Genomic DNA, 23388 nt, shown 5'->3' with positions numbered 1-23388 from the left:
CGACCGACTCCGAACCCGGCCGGACCCAAACGGTTAGCCCCTCCCGGTGGAAGCGCCGGTATGGATGTCCTCGAGGCGCTCCGGGCCGACTCGGGCGTCGTCGCCGTCGTCGGTGCGGGCGGCAAGAAGACCACACTGTACGCACTGGCCGCGCGCGCCGCCGCCGAGCGCTCCCGACGGGCGGTCGTGACGGCGACGGTCCGAATTCCCATCTTCGATCGGGAGGTCGAATCGGTGACCGTGACCGACGACCCGGTCGCGGCCTGTGAGCGCACGGACGCGTGGCCCGTCGGCGTCGTCCCGGAGCGCGAAGGGGATCGGTATCTGGGCTACGACCCCGACGTAATCGACGGCCTCGCGGCGGCCGACGCCGCGGATCTCGTGCTCGTCAAAGCCGACGGCGCGCGGACGCGGGAGTTCAAGGCCCCGAACGACCGCGAGCCCCAGCTTCCGGAAAGCGCCGACACGGTGATCCCGATCGCGAGCGTCGAAGTCGTCGGCAACCCCCTCTCGAGCGAGCACGTCCACCGGCCGGAGCGGGTGGCAGCGATCACCGGACGCGATCGGGGCGACGCGATCCGAGCCGTCGACGTGGCTCGCGTGCTCGCGAGCGACCGCGGCGGGCTGAAGGGGGTGCCAGACGGCGCGACGGTCATCCCACTGCTCAACAAGGTCGACGACGCCGAGCGGCGGGCCATCGCCGAGGAGATCGCGATGGAACTGCTCGAGCGAGCGCCTCCCGTCGAGCGCGTCGTGCTGGCGCGGATGATCGACGACGAACCGGTCGTCGCCATCCGCGAGGGGTAGCGCGACGGCTCACTCGCCCTCGAGACGGGCTTCGGCCGCCGCGAACTCCTCGCGGGTGTTGACGTTCTCGAAGGTCTCGAGTGGGGCGTATTCGCGGACCTCGTCCTCGTCGACGACGGCGTAGTCGAGCTCGAGCAGGGGATCGACGACCCGCCGCTCGTCGCGCGCGATGGCGCGCTCGCAGGCTTCGATCATCGGTTCGGCGCGGTAGACCGCCTGCGTCGTCTGGAACCACCCGTCCTCGAGTTGCGCCACCGCGGCCTCGCGGCCGGCAGCCCGCTCGAAGAGGTGGGCGACGAGCGCCGGGTCGACGAACGGCATATCGCAGGCGACGACGGCGGCGTAGGGCGTCTCAGTCGCGCGCAGTCCCGTCATGATCCCGGCCATCGGGCCGCGGTCGGGGACCGGATCGACCGCGAACGAGGCGTCGGGACCGCCCGCGAGTGCCTCGCGGATCGCCGGCACCTGCTCCTCGCGGCAGTTGATCACGAACGCGTCGACGACGGGCTCGAGCCGGTCGACGACGCGGCGGATCATCGGCGTGCCGCCGAGGTCGGCGACGGCCTTGTCGACCTCGCCGAAACGAGTCGAGTGCCCGCCGGCGACGATGAGCCCCGTGCGCTCGTTCCGGTCGGGATCGGGTGACATGGTCGACCGTTCGTCCAGCGCGAGTAAAAGCGTCCGGTCGTCTCCTCGCTCCGAGCACGGTCGGCAATCGATTCTCACTTCGATAGCCGCCAGAGCGCCCGGTACAGCGTCCAGAGGTCGCAGTCGAACCGATCGACGAGCGCGCGACACCGCTCGAGGTAGGTCTCGTACTCGCCGATCGTCGGCAGGTCCGGATACGGTTCGGCGAGTTCGCCCGCCTCGCAGAGCGTCGCCCACTCGCGCGGACCGACGACGACGTACGCGTCGGGATCGACGAACATGAGAAAGCCCGAGGCGACGGACACGTCGACGGCCTCGAGGTCGGTCAGCGACTCGAGGCCCGTGGCGGCGCCGTCCGCGTCGACGGCGTCGGCGATGGCGCTCCGGACGGCTTCGAAGTCGGTGTCCCAAAACGCCTCCTCCGCAGTCCGTCGCTCGGCGTCGGGGAAATCGCCGAGGAACCGCCGGTAGTACCACCTGACGACCCAGGCCGCGTCCCGCCGGCCGTACTCGCCCGACGCGAACGCCGTCGGCAGCGTCTCGAGGTTCTCCCGCTCGACGGCGTAGAGGGGTTCTCGCTCCCGGTAATCGCGGGCCTCGGACTCGACGAGCGAACGGGTGAGCTCCATCGTGAAACCATTTCACACGGTGGACCGTCAGCGTTTCCCGTCGGTGGGGTCCGGCCCGTCACCGGTGATTCGCCTTCGACGCGGTATCCGACCACGGATCGCCGATCCGTCGCTCGCGCCCACATACTACTCGCGTGTTAGAAAACCTCATGCACAGCCGGGTGGTGGGTTCGAGGTAACGGGTGAGACGCGAAACCAATGTCAAGTGACCAGCAAGAGCCAGTCAAGACGATCTGTCCGTACTGCGGCGTCGGCTGCGGCATCAAGGTACAGCAGGGCGAGGAACCGGGCGATGTCCGATTCATGCCGTGGGGCGACGCGCCGGTCAACGAGGGCCGCATCTGCATCAAAGGCGGCGCGGCGACGGAGGTCGTCGACCACGAGGACCGGCTCACCGAGCCCCAGATCAGGGAGGACGGTGAGTTCCGCGAGGCCACCTGGGAGGAGGCCTACGAGTACGTCGTCGGCGAACTAGAGCGCATCCGCGAGGCGTACGGCCCGGACGCGATGGGCTTTTTCGGCTCTTCGAAGACGATGAACGAGGAGAACTACCTCCTCCAGAAGCTGGCCCGCCGGTACGGCACCAACAACGTCGACAACTGCACGCGGATGTGCCACGCCTCGACCGTCTGGGCGCTGCGGACCAGCCTCGGTGCGGGGGCGATGACCAACAGCATGCGCGACCTCCGCGAGGAGGCCGACCTCTTCTGGATCCAGGGGGCGAATCCGGGCGAACAGCACCCGATCGCCAACAGCCAGTACTTCCGGCAGGCCGTCCTCGAGGGCGCGACCGTCGTTCAGGTCGACCCGCATGCGAACAAGACGACCCGGTCGTTCCAGATCGACGACACCGAGCGCCACCAGCACCTCCAGTTGAACCCCGGGACCGACATCCCGCTGCTCAATATCGTCCTGAAGACGATTCTCGAGCACCACGAGGAGAACCCCGAAGACGGCTGGGTCGACGAAGAGTTCGTCGCGGAACGCACCGAGGGCTTCGAGGACCTGAAGGAGACGCTCGAGGACTTCGATACGGAAGCGGCGGCCGAGGAGTGTGGCGTCGCGCTCGAGGCGATCGAGTTGGCCGCCGAAAAGTACGCCACGGCGGACAACGCCGCCATCTTCACCGGGATGGGAATGAGCCAGCACGCCTGCGGCGTCGACAACGTGCAAAACGAGATCAATCTGGCGCTGATCACGGGCAACCTCGGGCGGCCCGGAACCGGGGTCAACCCGCTGCGCGGGCAGAACAACGTTCAGGGGACCTGTGACGTCGGCGCGATGCCGAACGTCCTGCCGGGCTACCAGCTGGTCGACGACGACGAGGCCCGCGAATCGGTCGAGGAGGTCTGGGGCTTCGAAATCCCCGACGAGCCGGGCCTGACGAACGTCGAGATCTCCTACGAGGCCGGCGACTCGATCAAGGGGCTGTACGTCATGGGCGAGAACCCCGTGATGAGCGAACCCGACGCCAACAGCGTCGCCGAGCGGCTCGCGGAGTTAGAGTTCGTGGTCGTGCAGGATATCTTCCCGACCGAGACCGCCGAGTTCGCCGACGTGCTCTTGCCGGCGACGACCTGGGCCGAGCGCGGGGGCACCGTCACCAACACCGACCGGCGCGTCCAGCGCATGCGCGGCGTCGAGAAAGTCCACGAGAACACGAAACACGACCTCGAGATCGTGAGCGAGGTCGGGCGGCGGCTGTTCGATTCGGGTTTCGACTTCGACGATCCCGAAGACGTCTTCGAGGAGCTCCGGCAGGTCTGTCCGAGCTACCACGGGATGACCTACGACCTGCTGGGCGAGGAGGGGCTCCACTGGCCCTGCTACGAGCCCGGCGACGAGGGCGACCCCTTCCTCTACGAGGAGTCGTTCGACACCGAGAGCGGGCTGGGCCACATCGAGGGCGTCGAACACCAGCCGCCGGCCGAGACGCCCGATGACGAGTATCCGCTGATCCTCACCACCGCGCGGCTCGAGGAGCACTACAACACCGGAACGATGAGCACGCGGTCGCCGACGCTCAACCGCCAGCACCCGGAGAACTTCGTCGATGTCCACCCCGCCGACGCCGAGCGCTACGGCATCGAAGACGGCGAGACGGTCCGGCTGCGCTCGCGGCGCGGCGAGATCACGCTCGAGGCCCACGTCACCGAGGACACCAAGGAGGGCGTCGTCTGGACGACGCCGCACTTCGCGGCCGCCTCGGCCAACCGACTCACGAACCACGTCCTCGACGAGCGAGCGAAGATCCCCGAGTACAAGGCCGCCGCCGCGGAGATCGACGTCGGGATCGAACCCGCCGACGCGAGCGCTGACGACTGAGTTACGGCCCGGTGCTCAGCCGGCAGCGCTCGAGCCGTCCGCAGTCCCCACTCCCGCCAGCTCGAGCCACGTCGCCGCCATCGACTCGGCGACGACGAGATCGACCAGCGGCCGGTCGCACGCGTCGCAGGCAGCCCGGACGGCGATTCGGGGTCGCCGACAGCAGTGCTCGAGGCGCTCGGTCGTCGCGACCACCGGGCCGCTGCAGGCCGGACAGCGATCTCGTAGCAGTCGCAGCCCCGTCAGGAGGTCGCGACGCTCGTCGGCCTCGAGGCGGTCCCAGCCGTCGATCCGATCCTCGAGTTCGGCCGCCGCGGCGGCGTCGGCCGCGAGCGCCGCGGGCGACACCCATCCGACGCGCTGCCGGCCCTCGAGTTCGAACGACGCATCGCCGAGTCGATCGACGTCGTCGACGCCGAGGGCCGACCGCACCGCGTCCCTCCCCGGAGTCGTCGCGCCGTCGCTCGAGAGCCGGTCGTCCCACCGGGCGCGAAACGACGGGGTTAGCCGAAGCTCGTCCGTCCCGTCGGTCGCGACATCGGCGGCGGTCAGGACGGACGCGAGTTCGGCGGGCGTCACCGTCTCGACCGTCGGCGCGCTCGCGGGCGATTTCCCGAAGCGCTCGAGGACGGGCTCGGGAAGATATCGCCGGGTAAGCGTCGGCGTCCCCGGGATCAGATACCCCCGGAGTCGGACCAGCACCAGCGAGACGCCGAGCGCGAGCGCGCCGGCGAACGGCGACGCTGCTGCGCCGATCGCGGCCGCGAGGGCGAACGAGAGCACGACGTTTACCGCGGTACACGGGGTACACCGGTTCTCACCGATGTACTCGGGCCGCTCGAGTCGCGCGAGCGTATCGCGGAGATCGATCACCGGGAACCACTATCGATCGGTACGCGTCGGACGGTGAAAAATCGCGACCGCCGCGGCGAGCGACTCGAAGCGGTGGCACGCATCGCGAGCGGACGCCGGGTCCGGTTCACGGCGGTTATCCGCTGTGAATCTCGTTTCTATCTATGGACCTGTTAACGAGATCTTACTTCCGTTCTCGGACGTTCATTTAGATATTCCGTATCCGACCGGAATACATTGATAAGCATTAACAGAAGTCCCGGTGGCGTTTTATGTGTTGTGGTATCATGCCACACATATCAACTGCAGTAGACACGACGGCCGCGGAACGACGCGATCTGGCGACGACACTCGGCGTCGAGACGCCGGGAGACGGGGACGTGACGTGGACGCGGCTGGCGGGACAGATCGAACCGCGGTCCGACTCGTCGTTCGCCTCCCGGGGCGAGGCGATTCGGGCCGCCCTCGAGAAACGACTCGATCCCGAGTTGCTCGAGCGGGAACGGGAGAACGTCGCGGAGCAGATCAGACGGTTACCGGACGTGCGAGCCGAGGGGGTACCGGACGAGCCACAGGGACTGTATACGGCGGTCGCTGAGCCGGGCTGGCGCCTCTACGACCACCTGGTCGACGTGGGCTTCTTCGAGAGCCTCGACGGGAACCTGCCCCGATTCACGGCCGACCACATCGAGGAGACGGCGCGCGAACTGGTTCTGGCGGAGCCGCTGTCGTCGGCGCTCGACGACGTCGGCTTCGACGAGGCGGAGAAAACGGCGCTGCTGATCGCCGTCGCGAACAACGACGAACGGCTGGCGCGCTGGGTTCCATCGAACCAGATCCCGGGGGGCGTCGAGTTCGACACCGAGAACGTCCCGCCGCTGCACCGCCGCGCGATGGGCGGGGCCTTGCTCTGGATCCGCGGGCTCGACAGGCACCTCTGGCAGAACGAGGTAATGGTCACCGACACGATCCTCGACGACGCGGTCAGGGACGTGAAGGCGATGCTGGGCGGGCTGTTCGTGTCGGCGACGGCGGCCCGCGATCTGGCCGCGGACGGCCGGTTCACGGACGAACAGTTGACGGCCGCGCTCACCGCGGGGACGGCGGTACAGATCGTCAGCCAGGAAGACATCCTGCACGACGTCTTCTACATCACGGACGACGTGCGCGCGCCGAGCGAACTGAGGTGATCACGCATGGCACTACGCAACGACAGGGCGGTACAGGCCGCACGCGACATCGAACTGAAAGAGATCGAGGACGGCTATACGCTGGTCGGCGGCCCCGAAGACTCGGTGACCGAACAGCACGACATCGGTCGCATTCAGAACGACGACGTCACGCAGGAGATGCTGAGCAACTCGGGGGACGACCCAGAGGCGTGGCTCATGTACGGCGGGAACTACGAACAGCACCGGGCCACCACCGCCGACGTCATCACGCCCGAGAACGTCGGCGACCTCGAGCTCGAGTACGAGCTGTCGGTCGGGACCGGCTCGAGCATGGAGGGAACGCCCATCGTGGTACCGGGCGACCCGCCGATCATGTACCAGACGAACGGGCCGAACCACATCAAGGCGATCGACCCCCGCGCGGGCGAGGTCCTCTGGAGCTACACCTACGCGCCGCCGATCGGGGTCGAACTCTGCTGTGACGATAACAACCGCGGGGCCGCCGTCTACGGCGACAAGGTGTACATGACGACGCTCGACTCGGGCGTCGTCGCGCTGGACCGCTACTCCGGCGAGGAGGTCTGGTACACGTCCACCGCCGACCACGAGGAGGGCTACTCCGCGACGTGGGCGCCGGTGATCCGCGACGGGACGATCTACACGGGCAGCGCCGGCGGCGAGTACGGCGTCGTCGGATTCATGGCCGCCGTAGACGCCGAAAGCGGCGAGATCCAGTGGCAGAGCGAGACGCTCCCCGAGGACGAGTGGATCGGCGCGAGCCGAGAACACGGCTGTGGCACGACCTGGATGACGCCGACGATCGACGAGGAGCGAGACGTGCTCTACACGGCGGTCGCGAACCCCGGGCCGGACTTCGACGGGACGGTCCGACCGGGACCGAACTTCCCCACCTGCGGGACGATCGCGATGGATCTCGAGAACGGTGAGATGCAGTGGGGGTACCAGGGCAGCCCCCACGACGTCTGGGACTACGACGCCATCGCACCGCGGGTGTTACTCCGCGACGTGACCGGCGCGGACGGCCAGCGCGACATCGTCGTCGGCTCCGACAAGGCCGGCTGGGTGTTCCTGCTCGACGCCGACTCGGGACGGCTCCGCGAGCGCAGCCAGGAGATCTGCCAGCACATCAACATGTGGCGGATGATCCCTCACATCAGCGAGGACGAGCGGGTCCCGTTCGTTCCCGGCGCGCCCGGGGGCAACGACTGGCAGCCGCCGTCGTACAACCCGGCGACGGAGTTGGTGTACGTCATCCACCAGAACTTCCCGCAGGACCTCTACTGGCGGTACGAGGAGTTCTCCGAGGGCGATCCGTACTGGGGCGGCGGGCTGGACGATCCGGCCTCCGAGATGCCCGACGAGTGGAACGGGAACATGACCGCGTTCGCAGCGGTCGATCCCGCGACGGGCGAGCGCGTCTGGCGCGACTGGATCGAGAGCGAGGAGCGACGGTACATGTGGGGCGGCTCGCTGTCGACGGCGACGGGACTCGTGTTCAACGGGACCCAGAACGGGAACCTCATCGCGTACGACGGCGAGACCGGCGAACGGCTCTGGCAGTACGGCTTCGACGTGCCGATCAGCGCCTCGCCGATGAGCTGGTACGACCCCGGCACGGAGAGACAGTACGTCGCCGTCCAGGTCGGCGGCAGCGGCTGGCTCCGCCAGGGACCGCGCGGCGACACGCTCGCCGTGTTCTCGATGAGCGGCTAACAGACACCAACACGATTGACACACAAACCATGACGAACGATCAACGTTCACGCGACGTTTCGCGTCGCGGCGTGCTGAAGGGGACGGCGGCGCTGACAGGAACGGCCGCGGCCGCCGGCACCGCAGGCGCGTACCGCGACGCGGTCGACGTCACGCTCCCGGCCGTACAGAACGACGGCGAGGGGCGGACGTTCTCACTGCTCGGTATCGTCGGCGGCTGGATGGGGGTCGCCCCCCACGAGATCGACGCCGTCTCGAACCCGCCGCTGCGACTGATCGAAGGCGAACAGCACCGGGTCATCTGGACGAACGGCGACGGCGCGACGCACAACTTCAACATCACCAGCGGCAGCGCGGTCGGCGATCAGGGCGAGATCCTCGAGTCCACGGAGACGGTGTCCGAACAGGGAGAAACCGTCGCCCTCGAGTTCACAGCCTCCGAGGAGATGTCGGAGTACTTCTGTGCGCCCCATCCGGCCCAAATGCGCGGCCCGATCGAACTGATTAGCCCCGACGAGTCCCACGAGCTGGTGGTCCACGTCGAGACCGAGGGCGGCGACCCCCTCGGCGCCGAGGTCACCCTCGACGACAGGCACTCGTTCTCGAACGTCGCCGCGCGACCGGATCCAGCCGAGCAGGCCGAAGACCAGCAGGCGCTGGCCCGGTTCGACTTACTCGGAAACGGCGAGTACGAACTCCAGGCCTGGACGTACGGCTACGAACAGGTCTCCGAGACGGTGACGATCGACGGCGGCGATCAGGAAGTGACCGTCACGCTGCCGCAGATCGAACCCGGCGAACCGACGACCACCTTCGGGATGCGCCTCGAGGACGGTCAGTGGGTCGGCGTCTCGCCCGATAGCATCGCCGATCAGGCGAACCCGACGCTGGAACTCGAGGCCGGCGAGACCTACGCGATCGAGTGGGAGAACACGATCGGGCGCGCGCAGCCGTCCGGCGAGAATCGACACTACCAGCCGCTGCCCGGCCACAACCTCGTGATCGCCAGCGGCGGCGATACCAACGAGTTGACCACCTACGTCCGGTCCGACTTCTTGAATCAGGCGGGCGGGGAACAGACCGTCGAGTTCGTCGCCAGAGAGGAGATGGGCGTCTATCTCGACCAGGCACAGCTCGACGCCATCGGCGAAATAAACGTCCAGTAGCCCGCGCATCGATTTTTTCGCCTGGAGCCCGTCTTCCGTCGAGAGGAGAACGCGCTATCGCGCCCGCTCGAGCGTCACGAGGGCTATTCCGGCGATCACGACGACTGCACCGAGGGCCGCGACGGCGCTCGGATACTCGCCGAGCAAGACGGCCGCGAGCAGGGTCGCGCCCAGGGGCTCGCCGAGCCAGGCGACGCTAACGACGACCGACTCGAGGTGCTCGAGCACCCAGTTGCTCACCGTGTGGCCGATGATACCGGGGCCGACGGCGAGTGCGAGAAAGAGCAGCCACTCCCGAGCGGGATAGCCGACGTACGCGTGACCCTGCACGCCGACGAGGAGGAACAGCGCGACCGCACAGACGCCGTAGACGACGGTCACGTAGGGGAAAAGCGTCACGCGCTGGCGGATCGAGCGGCCGGCCAGCACGTAGCCGGCGACGGTCACCGCACCGAGGGCCGCGAGCGCGTTGCCGTACAGCGTCGCGTCGGAGAGGCCCGCGAACCCGGCATCGCCGACCGACATGACGGCCGCGCCGACGATGGCAACGAGGACGCCCAGCACCGTTTTCGGGCCGATCCGCTCGCCGAGGAAGAGCCCCGCGCCGATCGCGACGAAGATCGGCTGGCTCTGGACCAGCGTGACGCTCGCGGCGACGGTCGTGTGCGCGAGGCTCTCGAACCAGGCCGCAAAGTGGACCGCCAGCGCCGCGCCGGCGACGACCGCGCCCCCGAGATCGCGTCTCGAGAGCTGCGTGAACGCACCGCGGTGTCTGCCGACGGCGATCGGCGCGACCAGCGCCGTCGTAAAGAGCACCCGGTAGAAGGCGGCGACGGAACTCGGCGCCGCGCTCCAGCGGACCAAGATTGCGCTGGTGCTCGTCGCGAACACGGCGACGGCGAGCGCAATCAGCGGCGTCGTCTCGCGGTCGGTGGTCACGTCGTATCGCACTCGCTCGGAGGATCAAACGGGTTCCGGAACCGCGTTCGGGCTGGGCGTCGACGCGCCCGCTCGCTACTCGATCGGCAGCCGACTACCGCGGTAGATCGCCGCGATATCCATGTCGACGGACTCGAGCCCGACGATGATATCGTCCTCGGTCAGGTCCTCGGCGGTCCACTCCTCGAGGAAGGCCGTCGCGTCCTCGCGCGCAGCGAACGGGCGCGGATCGATCCCCATCGGGTCCTCGGCGGCCTGCTCGTCGGTGATCAGCACGAAGTACGCCGCGGTCGCGTCGATGAGGTCACCGGTTTCGTAGTCAGTCGTCCACGCGTCGGCGACCGGTGAGTCGGGCGTCGACGAAACCTTGTAGGCGAACAGACAGCCCGGGGAGTCGAAGACCGCCGCGAGTCCGTTTTCGTGGACGAGTTGGCCCTTCCCGAAGTAGTCGGTCGGCGTCATGCCACAGACCGCACAGCGCTGGTTCTCGGTGAACTCGATCGGTCCCTCGTCGACGCCCTCGTGGGTCGGTTCGTACACTTGCGCCCGCTCGTCGTCGGTGCCGGAGTCATCGGTGTCGTCCCCGGACCCGCCGAGACAGCCCGCGATCCCGACGGCCGCCCCCGCTCCGAGCGCGCCGAGCAGTCGTCGCCGCTCGAGTCCCCCGCGTTCAGTCATACTCGCGACTACCCGCTCGGCGATCAAAGCCGGTTTGGTCCGGCTATCGAATGCGCCGCTCCGAGGGGCCGTCTGTCCTCATTCGAGTCGCGCTTTCGCCAGCCGGTGGCGTGCGCGGAACATGGCCTCGAAGCCGGGCTTCGAGACGGGCTCGATCGCGTCGCCGAGCCCGCCCAGCGGGAGTTCGTACTCGACGCGGTCTCGAAGGATCGTCCGGTCGCCGTCGGCGTGGAAAGAGTGCGTGTGCTCCCACCGGTCGAACGGTCCGTAAACCATCTCGTCGCGGAAGTACGCCGAGCCCGCGTTCCGTTCGCGGTCCGTGATGACGGAGGTCCAGTGCTGGCGCGGCCCCACCCCGAACGGACGGATCGACAGCGCCACCTCCGCGCCCGGCTCGAGGACGTGCGGGTTCGCCTCGCCGTCCGGCCCGATGACGCGTTCGACGCGCAGGCCCAGCCAGTCGGGCGTCACCCCTTCGAGGCCGGAGACGCGTGAGTGAAACGCCCAGACGTCTTCGAACGGGGAGTCGACGGTCGTCTCGCGTTGGTACGTCGGCATGGCTCCCTCTACGGCGGCCAGCGGGAAGACGTAGGCCCCGACGATCGCTGACGACGGATCCGGATGTTACTTCAGCCGCTCCTGCAGGAAAGACGGATGGGCCGCGGTGACGCCCTCGATCTCGAGCAGTTCCTCGGAGATGATCTCGCCGAGTGCGTCGCCGTCCTCGGCACGGACTTCGGCCATCAGCATGTGGTCGCCGCTGGAACTGTACAACGCCTCGACCTCGTCCAGGGCTTTGATCGCCTGCGTTGCCTCGACGTAGCGCTCGCTCGCCACGTCGAGTCCGACCAACGCGATCGTCTGGCTCGAGAGCTTCTTCGGGTCGATGTCGGCCGAGTAGCCGACGATGACCCCCTCCTCCTCGAGTTGGTTGATGTACTTTCTCACCGTGGGCTTCGAGACGTTCGCCCGGTCGGCGATTTCGGCGTAGGACGCCTGCGCGTCCTCCTCGAGAACTTCGAGGATACGATCTTCCGTCGCCTGAGTGCTCATGGGAGTATGTTTTGCTCCGGCGGAAAAATATCTTTTGTATACGAAAACGACGGATATCGTACGTGACGCGGCGGTCAACGGCCGATACGGGGCCGATCGACCGTGTGCGGGTACGGCCGGCTCAGGTGTGTCGGTCCAGCAGGTCGTAGCTGCGCTCCCACTCGGCGTCGTCGTCGAAGTAGCGCTCCGCCAGCGGTTGGTCGGGCATCTCGCCGACGGCGTGTTTCTCCTCGGAGTAGGAGGGCCGATCCTCGTCGACGTAGTAGCGGCCGGTCAGGACCGTACCCTCGTTGAGCACGTCCTCGGTCTCGTGCATCATCTCGGCGGCCTCGCGCCGGTCGGTCACGTCGAAGTCGTAGTCATCGGACTCCTGGACGTCGATGTAGGGCACGTACTGGCGGGCGTCCTTGTTCCACGTCGGACACTGCGTCAGGAAGTCGATGTGGGCGAAGCCGTCGTGTTCGATGGCCTCTTTGATGATCTCCTTGGCCTGATTCGGATTGACGGCGGCGGTCCGGGCGATGTAGCTCGCGCCGGCGTTCAGCGAGAGCGACAGCGGCCGCAGCGGCGTCTTCGCGCTGCCCGAGGGCTGGGTCTTGGATTTGTGGCCCTTCGGGCTGGTCGGCGAGGTCTGGCCTTTCGTCAGGCCGAAGATCTCGTTGTTGAACACGATGTAGGTCATATCGTGGTTCTCCCGGGCCGTGTGGATGAAGTGGTTGCCGCCGATCCCGTAGCCGTCGCCGTCGCCGCCGGCGGCGATGACCTCGAGTTCGGGGTTCGCGAGTTTCGCGGCGCGAGCCACGGGCAGCGACCGGCCGTGGATCGTGTGGAAGCCGTAGGTGTCCAGGTAGCTGTTCAGCTTGCCGGAACAACCGATCCCGGTGACGGTCAGCACCTCTTCAGGGTTCTTGCCGACCTCCGGCAGGGCCTGTTTCAGCGCCTTCAGGACGCCGAAGTCGCCACAGCCCGGACACCAGGTCGGCTGCGGTTCGACGCCGGGCGTGAACTCGTCCCGGTCGATCTCCCGTTCCTCACCGATTGCGTTGAATGCACTCATTGTTCAGTCACCTGCAGCGGGTTCGATTCGCACCTGTGCGGTCGGTTGGCGATCCTCTCCCTCGAGGTTGACCTCGTAGCCCTCGACGATCTCGGCGGGCTCGAAGGGGTTGCCGTTGTATTTCAGGAGGCTGGTCAGTTTGTCGCCGAACCGGCCCAGTTCCTTCTGGATCAGCCCGCGGAACTGCGCGGTGGCGTTCATCTCGACGACCATCGCCTCGTCGACGCTCTCGAGGAAGTCGGTGACCTCTCGCTCGGGGAACGGCATCATATCGGAGACGCCGAGCCCCTTGACGGGGTAACCGTTCTCGTTGAGCCGTTCGACGGCCTCCGCGACGGCACCCTGCGAGGACCCCCACGTGATGATGCCGTATTCGGCCGTCTCGTCGCCGAAGTACGTCTGGTTCGACGCGTGTTCCTCGTCGAGGTCCTCGCGAATGGACTCGAGTTTCTCGATGCGGCGGGTCATCTGTGCGACGCGGTTGTCGGGGTCCTCGCTGATGTGACCGACGGGCGAGTGCTCGTTGCCGGTCGCGAGGTAGCGCCCGCCCTGCTGACCGGGCAGCGACCGCGGGGAGACGTTGTTCTCGGCCTCGTCGTAGTTGAACCGCTTGAACTTCCCGCTCGCGTCGTGGGCTGCCTCTTTCAGTTCCTCCTCGGTCAGCGTCGCACCCAGATCCGGCGAGGGATCGCGGTCGAAGAACTCGACGTCGACGTTGGTGTTCTCCCCCGAGAGCTTCTGGTCGTAGATGATGATCGACGGGAGCTGGTAGTCCCACGCGATCTCGAAGGCGAGTCGGGTCTGCTCGTAGGCCTCCTCGATGTTGCCGGGGGCGAAGACGACCCGCGAGGAGTCGCCCTGACTGGTGTAGAGGACGAACTCGAGGTCGCCCTGTTCTGGTTTCGTCGGCATCCCGGTCGAGGGGCCAGCGCGCATCGACTCGACGAGGACCAGCGGCGTCTCGGTCATCTCGGCGAGCCCGAGCGGTTCGCTCATCAGCGCGAAGCCGCCGCCAGAGGAGCCGGACATGGCCTTCGCGCCGGCGTGGCTCGCGCCAAGTGCCAGCGCCGCGGCGGCGATCTCGTCTTCGACCTGTTCGGAGATACCACCCATGTCGGGGAAGTTCTGGGTGAGGATGGTGAACACGTCCGTCCACGGCGTCATCGGGTAGCCGGCGATGAACCGACAGCCCGCGTCGATCGCGCCGTAGGCGATCGCGTTCGAGCCCGACAGCAGCGCCTGCTCGGTGTCGTGAGAGCCCTCCGGCGCGCGCAGCTCGTGCTCGAAGTCGTACTCCTCGTTGATCGTGTCGTAGGCCTCGTGGAGGATCTCGAGGTTCGCCTCGAGGATGTCCCCGCCCATGGCGTCTTCCATCAGGTCCTCGATGTGCCCGAGGTCCATCTCCAACAGCGCCGCGGTGACGCCGACGCCGGCGGTGTTTCGCATGACCTCGCGGCCGTGTTCGCGGGCCAGCGCCCGGAGGTCCATCGGGAAGACGTGCCAATCGTTCTCCTCGGCACGGGCCTCGAGATCGATATCGGCGACCTCTTCGTCGTCGATGAGCCCCTCGTCGTAGACGATGATCCCGCCCTCGCGGAGATCGTCTAAGTTCTCCGAGAGCGGTTTGAGCTCCTCGTTGCCGTAGTAGGCCTCTTCCTTCGGGTTTCGGGCGAACGAGTCGCCCAGCGCGAGCAGGAAGTTGTAGCCGTCGCCGCGTGACTGTACCTCGTGGTCCGCGGCTCGTATCTCGACGTAGGTGTGACCGCCCCGGATCCGTGACGGGTAGTGACGGTGGGTGAACACGTCGAGCCCCGAGCGCATCAGCGCCTTCGCGAAGTTCTGGCTCGTCGAGTCGATCCCGTCGCCGGAACCGCCCGCGATTCGCCAGATGAGTTCGTCGCTAGTCATAGTGATCAGTGGCCGATGGGCCGACCGTATGCGGATTTTCGCACTACCGAACCTAAAGCCTTTGCTATAGATTACCAAGGATCTTTCGTGAAGAATGGACGTACACTTAAGAATATGTGTTAAAGACCATTATAATGGCCGAGTGATCGACCACCAATCGGTACATTCGTCGGGAACTATTGGTCGGTTTCGCTGCGTTCACTCCGGCGACGGGAGAGATCGGTTCAGAAATCTCGACCGAGACCTTCGGGCGCGACCGGTCTGAGACCGACCTCGTCGACGAACTCGGCGAGGAAGTCGGCGCGGTCGCCGATCTCGGTCGGGTGATGCGAGTCGGTGCCGACGGTGACGCCCACGTCGTGCTCACGTAGGACCGACAGGAACGTCTCGGAGGGGTGGACGACCTCGGCGTCGGTCAGCGCCCGACCGGCGTTGATCTCGGGGACCGTCCGCGAATCCGCCAGCGACCGTGCGACGCGCCGGTAATGCTCTTCGGTTGCTCGGCCTCGCAGCGGCTCCGTTCGCTCGAGCAGGTCGAGATGGGCCGCGATATCGAACAGTTCCGACTCGACGAGCGCGACCAGTTTGTCGAAGTACTGGTCGACGATCGCGTCGCGTTCGCGGTCGGTCATCTCCGCGAAGTGCGACGCGATTTGCACGTTCTTGCCGTCCACGTCGTGGACGCTCCCCACCGCGTAGTCGAACCCCGCTTCCGAGAGGAAGGCGTCGATAGCGTCCTCGTCGCGCCGGTCGTAGTCCATCTCGACCGCGTCGTAGATGTCGATCTCGAAGTCGCGACGCAACCGCTCGATCCCCTGCCGCCGGCGCTCGTAGGTGAGATCCAGGTTGAAGCCGTAGACGCTGCGCATCGACTCGTGGCGGTCGCGCGAGGCCACGTTGCAGTGATCGGCGAACCCCACCCCCTCGAGGCCGGCCGACTCGGCGGCGCGGACCATCGACCGGAGGAAGTTGCCGTCCGAGTAGTTCGAGTGGACGTGAAAATCCCGCATACATCGTTGCCCACGGGCGACGGATTAGGTGTTACGCCTCCATATCCGCGATTCAGTTCCGGCGACGACGATCGGCGGCGCTCGAGTTACTCGTTTCGCGGGTTGCTCGGGTGGTAGTCCGTATCGTACTCGCCGGGTTGATCGTCGACGCGGTCGGGGTTGATGTGGCCCGACAGCAGCATGAAGTCGACCAGCGTCAGCGCCAACATCGCTTCGACGACGGGGACGCCCCGCGGCGGGAGGACGGGATCGTGGCGGCCGATGACTTTCTCCTCTTTGATCTCGCCGGTCTCCCAGTCGGCGGTCTGCTGGCTCTTGGGGATCGACGTGGGCGCGTGGAGCGTGACCTCGCCGTAGATCGGTTCACCCGACGAAATACCGCCCTGAATGCCGCCGTGGTCGTTCTCGACGGGTGTCGGATTCCCTTCGTCGTCGAACTCCCAATCGTCGTTGCGCTCCTTGCCGGTCCACTCGCGGGCCTCCCGGCCGAGGCCGAACTCGAAGGCGGTCGTCGCCGGCACCGCCATCATGGCCTGTCCGAGCCGCGCGGAGAGGGAGTCGAACCGCGGCGCGCCGAGGCCGACCGGGACGCCCTGCGCCTCGAAATAGATGCTGCCGCCGATCGAGTCGCCTTCCTCCTGATACTCCTCGATCAGGTCCTGCATCTCCGCGGCGGTCTCTGGGTGGGCACAACGCACGTCGTTCTCCTCGGAGTGCTCGAGCAGTTCCTCGAAGCTCACCTCGGGCGCTTCGATATCGCCGATCTGGTTGACGTGTGCCTTGAGTTCGATCCCCTCACGCTCGAGGAGCTTTTTCGCGATTGCGCCGGCTGCGACCCAGTTGACGGTCTCGCGGGCCGACGAACGGCCGCCGCCGCCCCAGTTTCGTGTGCCGAACTTCGCCGAGTAAGTGAAATCGCCGTGGCTCGGCCGGGGTGCGGTAATAAAGGGCTCGTACTTGCCCGAGCGGGCGTCCTTGTTCTGGATGACCATCCCGATCGGCGTCCCGGTCGTGTAGCCGTCCTGAATGCCGGATTTGATCGAGACGTCGTCGGGTTCGCCGCGGCTGGTCGTGATCATCGATTGGCCCGGTTTCCGGCGGTCGAGATCCGCCTGAATGTCCTCCTCGGAGAGTTCGAGGCCGGCCGGACAGCCCGAGACGGTACAGCCCATCGCCTCCCCGTGGCTCTCGCCGAACGTGGTCACCTGAAAGAGGCGACCGAAGCGGTTGCCGTTCATTACCACGTCCTCGGAGGCGGGGCCACTTAGCCCTGCAGGATTCGCGGACGAACGCAGACCGGTCCGTCACCGTCGACCGACCGTCGAACCATCGAGACTCGACGGGCCGACAACTTCATCCAGCCGGAGACAGTAAGTTGTACTGATATCTACATGGGGCGTCGTCGGAAGCGAACGCGAGGGAGCACGACGAGACGCCGGTTGCTCGCGAAAGGGTCCGTCGTCAGCGGTGGACTCCTGTTGCTCGGCGAAACGGGGGCGTTCTCGGCGGTCGACGCCGATCGACCGATCTCCGTGGCGTCCGCCGACGACGGCGACGCCCTGCTCGGACTCGAGCTCGCGTCGTCGGTGCAGGCCGGCCGGGACGACCAGCAACTGGTCGATCTCACGAACAACACCGGTACCCCGCTCGACGTATCGCTCGCACTGCAAACCCCGGCCCAGGGAGCCCTCTCGGCGTCCGACCTCTCGATCGACAGCGGCGTGACTCGTTCGGTCCTCGTGTCCGTGGATTCGGCTAGCCCGACCGGCCCTGATGCGCTGGCGTTCGATATCGGCGCATCGCGGGACGCGATGGGGCTCTCGCTCGAGCGACGCGTGGCCGTCACCGCCGGGCCGTCGCTCAAACAGCGGATTCGGGACGACACGCGAAACGGCAACGCGGCGTTTACGATCTCCTACCGCGTGACTCGGGTTCCGAACTTCGACCGGGTCGAACTCGAGGTCGAGAACGTCGACGCCGGCTACATCGGGCAAACGACCTACGTCGAGGAGACGACGGAGGCGACGATCTCGTATCCGTCAGGCGGCGGCAGCGACGGCGGGGCCGGGGGAGACACCTACGAGTTCCGGTTTCGCGTCTACGACGAGTCGGGCGAAGTGACCGACCTCTACACGGAGATCACGACCACCGCCACCGGATCGGACCCGCCGGGCGACGACCTCGGCGACGAAAACGATCCGACGCTCGTCGGCTTTACCGTCACCAACGACGAGCAGTGGACGAACAACCGGTTCACCGTCGACTACGAGGTCGACCCGCGCGAGGACTTCGAGCGGGTCGACGTCAGCTTCGACAACACGACAAACGACTGGTCCGACGCGACGAAATCGAACGACGCTGCTCCGACCGGCACCGCCGTCTATCCGGCGGCGGGCCGACGGCAGGGTGGCGTCAACGGCGATACGTACGACGTGACCGTCGAGGTGTACAACCAGAACGGCATTCCCGTCGACAGCGGCACCGTCTCGATCGTCGCCGGTTCGAACGAAACGGTCGAGTGGCCGTAACCGGAGTCGAACGGTCGATGGCAGCAGTAGTGGGAGGGTTCGGTGAGTCGACCCTCGATTAGCCAGCCGCGCTCGAGCGGAGCCGACGCCGCGTATAGCTATTTGAGACTGGATAGCATACGATCGCACATGAGCGGTGAACGGTTCGACCCCGATCCGTTCGTGCTGCGCGCAGCGGCGGGTGAACTCCCCGTCGACGACGTGCTTCGGCTGCTCACCGATCGCTACGCGCGGTACGCGATCGTCTATCTCCACGACCACCCGACGGTGACGCTCGAGGAACTGGCCGATGTCGTCGTCGCTACGGACGCCAGCGTCCGGGGGTCGATCGCCGAGCCGTCCGACCGAGACCCGATTCGAACGCAGCTCTATCACGTAATCCTTCCCAGACTCGAGGCGCTGGGGTTCGTCGCGTTCGACGCCGAGGCTAACGCGGTCACCGACGCCGAGATTCCGACCGCGGTCACCGACGCCCTGGGGGTGACCGAGTCGTGACCGCGAACGCCCTCGCCGAGTTCATCCAAGCGATCGAACGGCGACGGAAGACCCTCGAGGTGTACACCGACGACGACGCCATCGTCGAGGAACTCCGCCGGCAGTTCGACACGCGAAACGTCGACGTGACCCATCGGTCGCTCGGCGCACTCGGCGATACGGGATTCGTCATCGTTCGAGGCGGCGACGGCGCGTTCCGCGGCGCAGTCGGGGTCGACCAGTTTCGGGCGATCCTCTCGCCGACGATTCACCCGCCGTGGAAACTCGGCGAGACCGATCAGGACCGCTCCGAGCTCTTTGATTTCCTCGAGAACACGCTGTTTACGTCCTACGACCGCCGCCAGATGCTGGCAGCGGCCCGCGAGATCGAAGAGCGGGCGTGGCGCATCGGCACCGGGAAGCTATACGTCGGCTTCGAGCGACCGGCGGCGCTCGCCCCACAGGCCGACGTGTACGAACGGCTGGCAAGTCACAGTCGCCTCACGATCGCGCTCTTTCTCGCGGACGCGTGGGACGCGACGATTCCCGACGGCGTCACGGCCGTCTCCGGATCGGACGGCGAACTCGGCGAGTACTGGTTCGTCGTATTCGACGGCGGTCGCAACGCATTGGAGGCCTGCGCGTTGCTCGCCGAAGAGCGACGGGACGGAGCGTTCTACGGGTTCTGGACGTACGATTCGGGACTGGTCGGAGAACTCGTTTCGTATCTCGAGACCACGTACCAGATCGCGTAACCGAGCGACCGGCCTCGCAAAATCTGGACCAAAAACCGCTAACTCGAGCGTCTCAGGGGAGTTCGAACTTGATCGCCCCAGCCTGACGCGACCACCTTTTGTCTCGGCCGGGTCGCTCGCTTCGCTCGCGACCGGCCTCGCAAAATCTGGACCAAAACCGCTAACTCGAGCGTCTCAGGGGAGTTCGAACTCGATCGCCGCACCCTGACCGAAGCCGACGCACTCGGTCGCGATACCGCGCTCGACGCCCTCCCGATTCATCTCGTGGACGAGCGTCACCGGCAGGCGCGCGCCGGAGCAGCCAAGCGGGTGGCCGATGGAGATTGCGCCGCCGTTGACGTTGAGTCGGTCCATCGGAATCCCCAGTTCGCGCGCGGAATAGAGCGTCTGGCTGGCGAAGGCCTCGTTGATCTCGACGAGGCCGTAGTCGTCGATGTCGCGACCGGCGCGCTCGAGGAGGCCCTCCGTCGCCGGGACCGGGCCGATGCCCATGACCGTCGGGTCGACGCCCGCGACGTAGCTGGTGCCGACCTCGGCGAGCACCTCGAGGTCGTTCTCGTCGGCAAATTCGCGGCTCGTGAGCATGACGCCGGCCGCGCCGTCGGCGATCTGGGAGGCGTTGCCGGGCGTGACCGTGCCGTCCTCTTTGAACACCGTCGGGAGTTCGGCGAGCTTCTCGGCGGTGGTACCGGGTCGCAGCCCCTCGTCCTCGTCGTGGACGCCGTCCTCGGTCTCGATCGGGACGATCTCGTCGTCGAACTTGCCTTCCTCCGTCGCTTCGACCGCGCGCTGCTGGCTGCGTGCGCCGTACTCGTCTTGTTCCTCGCGGCTGATGTCGTACTTCTCGGCGACCTTCTCGGCGGTCATCCCCATCTGGAGGTTCCGCATGCCATATTTCTCGTCGAGGCCGGGATACACCTCGCCACTTTCGGCCGCGCCCATCTTGACGCGGCTCATGCTCTCGACACCGCCGGCGATGACCGCCTGATGGCGGCCGGCCGCGATCGAGTCGGCGGCGCTGATGATCGCCTGCGCGGAGGAGGCACACTGGCGGTCGACCGTCGTGGCGGGGACCCCCTCGCCGAGTTCCGAGAAGAGCGCGATCTGGCGCGCGATGTTCGTTCGCTGCTCGGCTCGCTGCTGTGCACAGCCCCACATCAGGTCGTCGACATCCTCGCCCGTGACGCCCGTTTCGGCGAGCATCTCGTTGACCAGCGGGATCGAGAGGTCTTCGCTACGGATGTCCGCGAGCGCACCGTCTTCTCTACCCTGAGCGGTTCGAACAGCGCTAACGATTACCGGCGTGTTGGCTGACATTGTATGCCATCATCTTTCGTGGACATAAATACCTACCTTTTTCGGAAAAGCACAGACGAGAGTCGTTACCGGCCGTTCGCGCGAGAGTAATCCAGATCAGAGCGCGAGAGACGGAATCAGCAGATACTCGACGAGGAGGAGTGCCACCGAGAGCGCGGCGAGCGCGAGATAGTATGCCTGTAACAGGAGTTCCTTTCGGCGGCCTTTCGACCATCGTTCGCGGCGCTGAAATCCCGGGTCGGGAAAGAACCGCTCGACCGACTCGAGATCGCCACACGAGTAACTGCCCTCGTTCAGTTCGCGAAGGATCGCGTTCCGCTTTGCCTCCGTTACGTCTCTGTCGTTGATGTACGTCCGCGTCCACATGAACATCGAGACGAAGATGGCCGCCGCGAAGACGTACAGCGCCGCCCGCGCGAGCCGCAGTTCGGTTCGAGGCACGACGCCGAGCAGGACACCGAAGAAGACGAAACTCAGGTAGAACGTCGTGTGGATGATATTGTTGTTCCCCATCTGGTGGTCGATGAGCTGCTGGTATCGCGTCAGCAGGAACTCCAGTTCTCCCATTTCGGACTCGTCGTCGCCGTCCCCCATCGATTCGACGTATGCTGTCGCTCGGATATAAAATCGCGCTCGGACACATGTTTCGCCGGCTCGCCACGTCGCCGTCCCTCGAGCTACTCGCCCGGACCCCCGCAGGCCCTGACCGGTCGGCCGTCAGCGTCGGCGCTCGAGTTCGACGCCCAACTCCTCGAGCAACTCGAAGAAGCCGGGGAACGAGACGTCGACGTGGTCGGCGCCCTCGATAGTCGTCTCGCCGTCGGCGACCAGGCCGGCCAGCGCGAGCGCCATGATGATCCGGTGGTCGTCGCGGCCGGAGACGGTCGCGCCCTCGAGCGTCGACTCGCCGCCGTGGATCGTCAGCGAGTCGCGCTCCTCGGTCGTCTCGACGCCCATCTTGCCCAGTTCTTCGGCCATCGCGCTCACGCGGTCGGTCTCCTTGTAGCGGACGTGCTCGGCGTTCGTAATCGTCGTGTCGCCGTCGGCGACCGCCCCCAGTGTCGCGATCGTCGGCAGGAGGTCGGGCGTGTCCTCGACGCCGACCTCGATCCCCGAGAGCGAGGCCGCCGACACGTCGATCGTCCCTGCGTCGCGGTCCCAGTCCACGTCCGCGCCCATCCGCTCGACGATCTCGACGATGGCGGTATCGCCCTGCGCGCTCGGGTTCGCGCCCTCGATGCGGACGCCCTGGTCCGCGTCGCCGGCGATCGCGCCCGCAGCCAGCGGGTACGAGATCGACGAGAAGTCGCCGGGGACCGCGTACTCACCACCCGCGGGCGCGTATGATTGCCCACCGTCGACCTCGAATCCGCAGTCCGTTTTCCGTGCGTCGACGCCGAAGGCGTCCAGAACCTCGAGCGTGATGTCGACGTAGGGCGCGGACTTGAGGGCCGTCTCGAGGTCGATCGCGAGCCCCTCGTCGGTGACCGCGCCGGCCAGCAGTAAGGCAGTGATGTACTGCGAGGAGACGTCGCCGGGGATCGACACCTCGCCGCCCGAGAGCGGACCGGTGACCACCAGCGGCGCCTGTCCGTTGGCGCGGGTGCTGTACGCCTCGGCGCCGAGGTCGGTCAGGGCCTCGAGCAGCGGCCCCTGGGGTCGCGAGCGCAGCGACTCGTCGCCGGTCAGCACCGAGGTGCCGTCGGCGAGTGCCGCCGCGGCGGTGACGAGACGCATCGTCGTCCCGCTGTTCGCGCAGTCGATCACGTCCGCCGGCACGTCGGGGCGGCCGTCGAAGCCGTCGATCTCGAGGGTGCCGTCGTCTCGTCGGTCGACCGCGCCGCCGAACAAGTCGACGGCGCGGGCGGTCGCCCGCGTGTCCGCGCTCCAGAGCGCGTCGCGGACGGTGGCCCCGTCGGCGTAGCCCGCCGCGAGGATCGCCCGGTGGGTGTAGCTCTTCGAGGGCGGTGCGCGGGCCGTCCCCGCGACGTTCGAGGGCGCGATGGTGACGTTCATGGTCGCCCTGTGGAGTGGCCCCGTCTTACCGATACCGATCCTCGAAGTCTCGAGAAAAGGGCGATGAGCCGTGAAGGGACTCTGTGGGTCGACCTTCTTGGCCAGGGAACGCGCGTACAGACGCTGTGGTTGGGAGGGGCGAAGAAAGCGTCCTGCTATCGTGGACACGAGGGATCACCACGCCCTCCCCAGCCGATGCGCTCGTTCCTCTCAGTCACGCGCTCATCCCTCGCACGGAGTCGTCGGCTGCCTTCGCTCGCACTCAGACAGCCGACAGCGCGCGCCACCGCACATCGGTTGATCGGGATCAAGCGACAGAA

Annotated in this window: 22 protein-coding genes; 8 read left to right on the top strand and 14 right to left on the bottom strand. The window is 66.8% G+C overall.

Annotated elements, in window-relative coordinates:
- The first annotated feature begins 60 nt into the window (after window positions 1-60).
- Complete coding sequence (yqeC, locus tag NKH51_RS02990; RefSeq protein ID WP_254763758.1) at window positions 61-807, top strand: selenium cofactor biosynthesis protein YqeC; 747 nt, start codon at window positions 61-63, stop codon at window positions 805-807.
- A gap of 9 nt (window positions 808-816) precedes the next feature.
- Here yqeC and NKH51_RS02985 read toward each other — a convergent pair whose 3' ends face one another.
- Window positions 817-1455 carry a molybdenum cofactor guanylyltransferase gene (locus NKH51_RS02985; RefSeq protein WP_254763757.1) on the bottom strand — a complete coding sequence of 213 codons (639 nt, stop codon included), beginning with the start codon at window positions 1453-1455 and terminating at the stop codon, window positions 817-819.
- 74 nt (window positions 1456-1529) lie between these two features.
- The gene (locus tag NKH51_RS02980) at window positions 1530-2084 is read right to left on the bottom strand and encodes a hypothetical protein (protein WP_254763756.1); all 555 of its coding nucleotides are present in this window, start codon (window positions 2082-2084) and stop codon (window positions 1530-1532) included.
- Window positions 2085-2282: 198 nt separating this feature from the next.
- On the opposite strand from NKH51_RS02980, the gene fdhF reads away from it, so the two are divergent.
- Window positions 2283-4409: a formate dehydrogenase subunit alpha gene (gene fdhF, locus NKH51_RS02975; RefSeq protein WP_254763755.1), complete on the top strand. Its 2127-nt coding sequence runs from the start codon at window positions 2283-2285 to the stop codon at window positions 4407-4409.
- A gap of 15 nt (window positions 4410-4424) precedes the next feature.
- Here the strand turns inward: fdhF and NKH51_RS02970 are convergent, their stop codons facing one another.
- On the bottom strand, window positions 4425-5282 hold the full coding sequence (locus NKH51_RS02970; RefSeq protein ID WP_254763754.1) for a DUF8054 domain-containing protein: 858 nt from the start codon (window positions 5280-5282) through the stop codon (window positions 4425-4427).
- Between the two features lie 266 nt (window positions 5283-5548).
- On the opposite strand from NKH51_RS02970, the gene NKH51_RS02965 reads away from it, so the two are divergent.
- From NKH51_RS02965 to NKH51_RS02955, 3 genes are read left to right on the top strand one after another with little or no spacing between them, the layout of a single operon-like run.
- A complete protein-coding gene (locus tag NKH51_RS02965) occupies window positions 5549-6451 on the top strand; it encodes a hypothetical protein (protein ID WP_254763753.1) in 903 nt (300 codons plus the stop codon).
- Window positions 6452-6457: 6 nt separating this feature from the next.
- Window positions 6458-8167, top strand: coding sequence for a pyrroloquinoline quinone-dependent dehydrogenase (locus NKH51_RS02960; protein WP_254763752.1), 1710 nt, complete (start codon window positions 6458-6460; stop codon window positions 8165-8167).
- Window positions 8168-8196: 29 nt separating this feature from the next.
- Complete coding sequence (locus tag NKH51_RS02955) at window positions 8197-9333, top strand: cupredoxin domain-containing protein (RefSeq protein ID WP_254763751.1); 1137 nt, start codon at window positions 8197-8199, stop codon at window positions 9331-9333.
- A 54-nt stretch (window positions 9334-9387) separates the two neighbouring features.
- On the opposite strand, the gene NKH51_RS02950 is transcribed toward NKH51_RS02955, so the two are convergent.
- The 8 genes from NKH51_RS02950 to aroC form a co-directional block, all read right to left on the bottom strand.
- The gene (locus tag NKH51_RS02950; RefSeq protein WP_254763750.1) at window positions 9388-10272 is read right to left on the bottom strand and encodes a DMT family transporter; all 885 of its coding nucleotides are present in this window, start codon (window positions 10270-10272) and stop codon (window positions 9388-9390) included.
- Between the two features lie 75 nt (window positions 10273-10347).
- Window positions 10348-10950, bottom strand: coding sequence for a nitrous oxide reductase accessory protein NosL (locus NKH51_RS02945; RefSeq protein ID WP_254763749.1), 603 nt, complete (start codon window positions 10948-10950; stop codon window positions 10348-10350).
- Window positions 10951-11028: 78 nt separating this feature from the next.
- The gene (locus NKH51_RS02940) at window positions 11029-11508 is read right to left on the bottom strand and encodes an SRPBCC family protein (RefSeq protein ID WP_254763748.1); all 480 of its coding nucleotides are present in this window, start codon (window positions 11506-11508) and stop codon (window positions 11029-11031) included.
- 66 nt (window positions 11509-11574) lie between these two features.
- Window positions 11575-12003, bottom strand: a complete 429-nt coding sequence (lrpA1, locus tag NKH51_RS02935; RefSeq protein WP_254763747.1) for an HTH-type transcriptional regulator LrpA1 — start codon at window positions 12001-12003, stop codon at window positions 11575-11577.
- 121 nt (window positions 12004-12124) lie between these two features.
- The gene (locus tag NKH51_RS02930; protein WP_254763746.1) at window positions 12125-13060 is read right to left on the bottom strand and encodes a thiamine pyrophosphate-dependent enzyme; all 936 of its coding nucleotides are present in this window, start codon (window positions 13058-13060) and stop codon (window positions 12125-12127) included.
- Window positions 13061-13063: 3 nt separating this feature from the next.
- Window positions 13064-14968 carry a 2-oxoacid:acceptor oxidoreductase subunit alpha gene (locus tag NKH51_RS02925; RefSeq protein WP_254763745.1) on the bottom strand — a complete coding sequence of 635 codons (1905 nt, stop codon included), beginning with the start codon at window positions 14966-14968 and terminating at the stop codon, window positions 13064-13066.
- 224 nt (window positions 14969-15192) lie between these two features.
- Window positions 15193-15978, bottom strand: coding sequence for a PHP domain-containing protein (locus NKH51_RS02920; RefSeq protein WP_254763744.1), 786 nt, complete (start codon window positions 15976-15978; stop codon window positions 15193-15195).
- An 86-nt stretch (window positions 15979-16064) separates the two neighbouring features.
- Window positions 16065-17216: a chorismate synthase gene (aroC, locus tag NKH51_RS02915; RefSeq protein WP_254763743.1), complete on the bottom strand. Its 1152-nt coding sequence runs from the start codon at window positions 17214-17216 to the stop codon at window positions 16065-16067.
- Between the two features lie 153 nt (window positions 17217-17369).
- Here aroC and NKH51_RS02910 point away from each other — a divergent pair, with 153 nt between their 5' ends.
- The 3 genes from NKH51_RS02910 to NKH51_RS02900 all read left to right on the top strand — a co-directional run bounded on the left by NKH51_RS02910 (window position 17370) and on the right by NKH51_RS02900 (window position 19735).
- A complete protein-coding gene (locus NKH51_RS02910; protein WP_254763742.1) occupies window positions 17370-18506 on the top strand; it encodes a hypothetical protein in 1137 nt (378 codons plus the stop codon).
- 129 nt (window positions 18507-18635) lie between these two features.
- Entirely contained in the window at window positions 18636-19001 is a 366-nt protein-coding gene (locus NKH51_RS02905) for a DUF7344 domain-containing protein (RefSeq protein WP_254763740.1), read from the top strand.
- Window positions 18998-19735 (top strand): DICT sensory domain-containing protein, encoded by a 738-nt coding sequence (locus tag NKH51_RS02900; RefSeq protein ID WP_254763739.1) that lies wholly within the window; start codon window positions 18998-19000, stop codon window positions 19733-19735. The genes NKH51_RS02905 and NKH51_RS02900 overlap by 4 nt, the downstream gene beginning before the upstream one ends.
- A 174-nt stretch (window positions 19736-19909) precedes the next feature.
- Here the strand turns inward: NKH51_RS02900 and NKH51_RS02895 are convergent, their stop codons facing one another.
- The 3 genes from NKH51_RS02895 to aroA form a co-directional block, all read right to left on the bottom strand.
- A complete protein-coding gene (locus tag NKH51_RS02895) occupies window positions 19910-21052 on the bottom strand; it encodes a thiolase family protein (RefSeq protein ID WP_254763737.1) in 1143 nt (380 codons plus the stop codon).
- Window positions 21053-21148: 96 nt separating this feature from the next.
- Window positions 21149-21646, bottom strand: a complete 498-nt coding sequence (locus tag NKH51_RS02890) for a hypothetical protein (protein ID WP_254763736.1) — start codon at window positions 21644-21646, stop codon at window positions 21149-21151.
- A gap of 123 nt (window positions 21647-21769) precedes the next feature.
- Window positions 21770-23068, bottom strand: coding sequence for a 3-phosphoshikimate 1-carboxyvinyltransferase (gene aroA / locus NKH51_RS02885; RefSeq protein ID WP_254763735.1), 1299 nt, complete (start codon window positions 23066-23068; stop codon window positions 21770-21772).
- Window positions 23069-23388: the final 320 nt, after the last annotated feature.

The sequence above is a fragment of the Natrinema marinum genome, assembly GCF_024296685.1.
GTDB classification, from domain to species: domain Archaea; phylum Halobacteriota; class Halobacteria; order Halobacteriales; family Natrialbaceae; genus Natrinema; species Natrinema marinum.
This window is presented reverse-complemented; position numbering and strand designations above follow the sequence as displayed.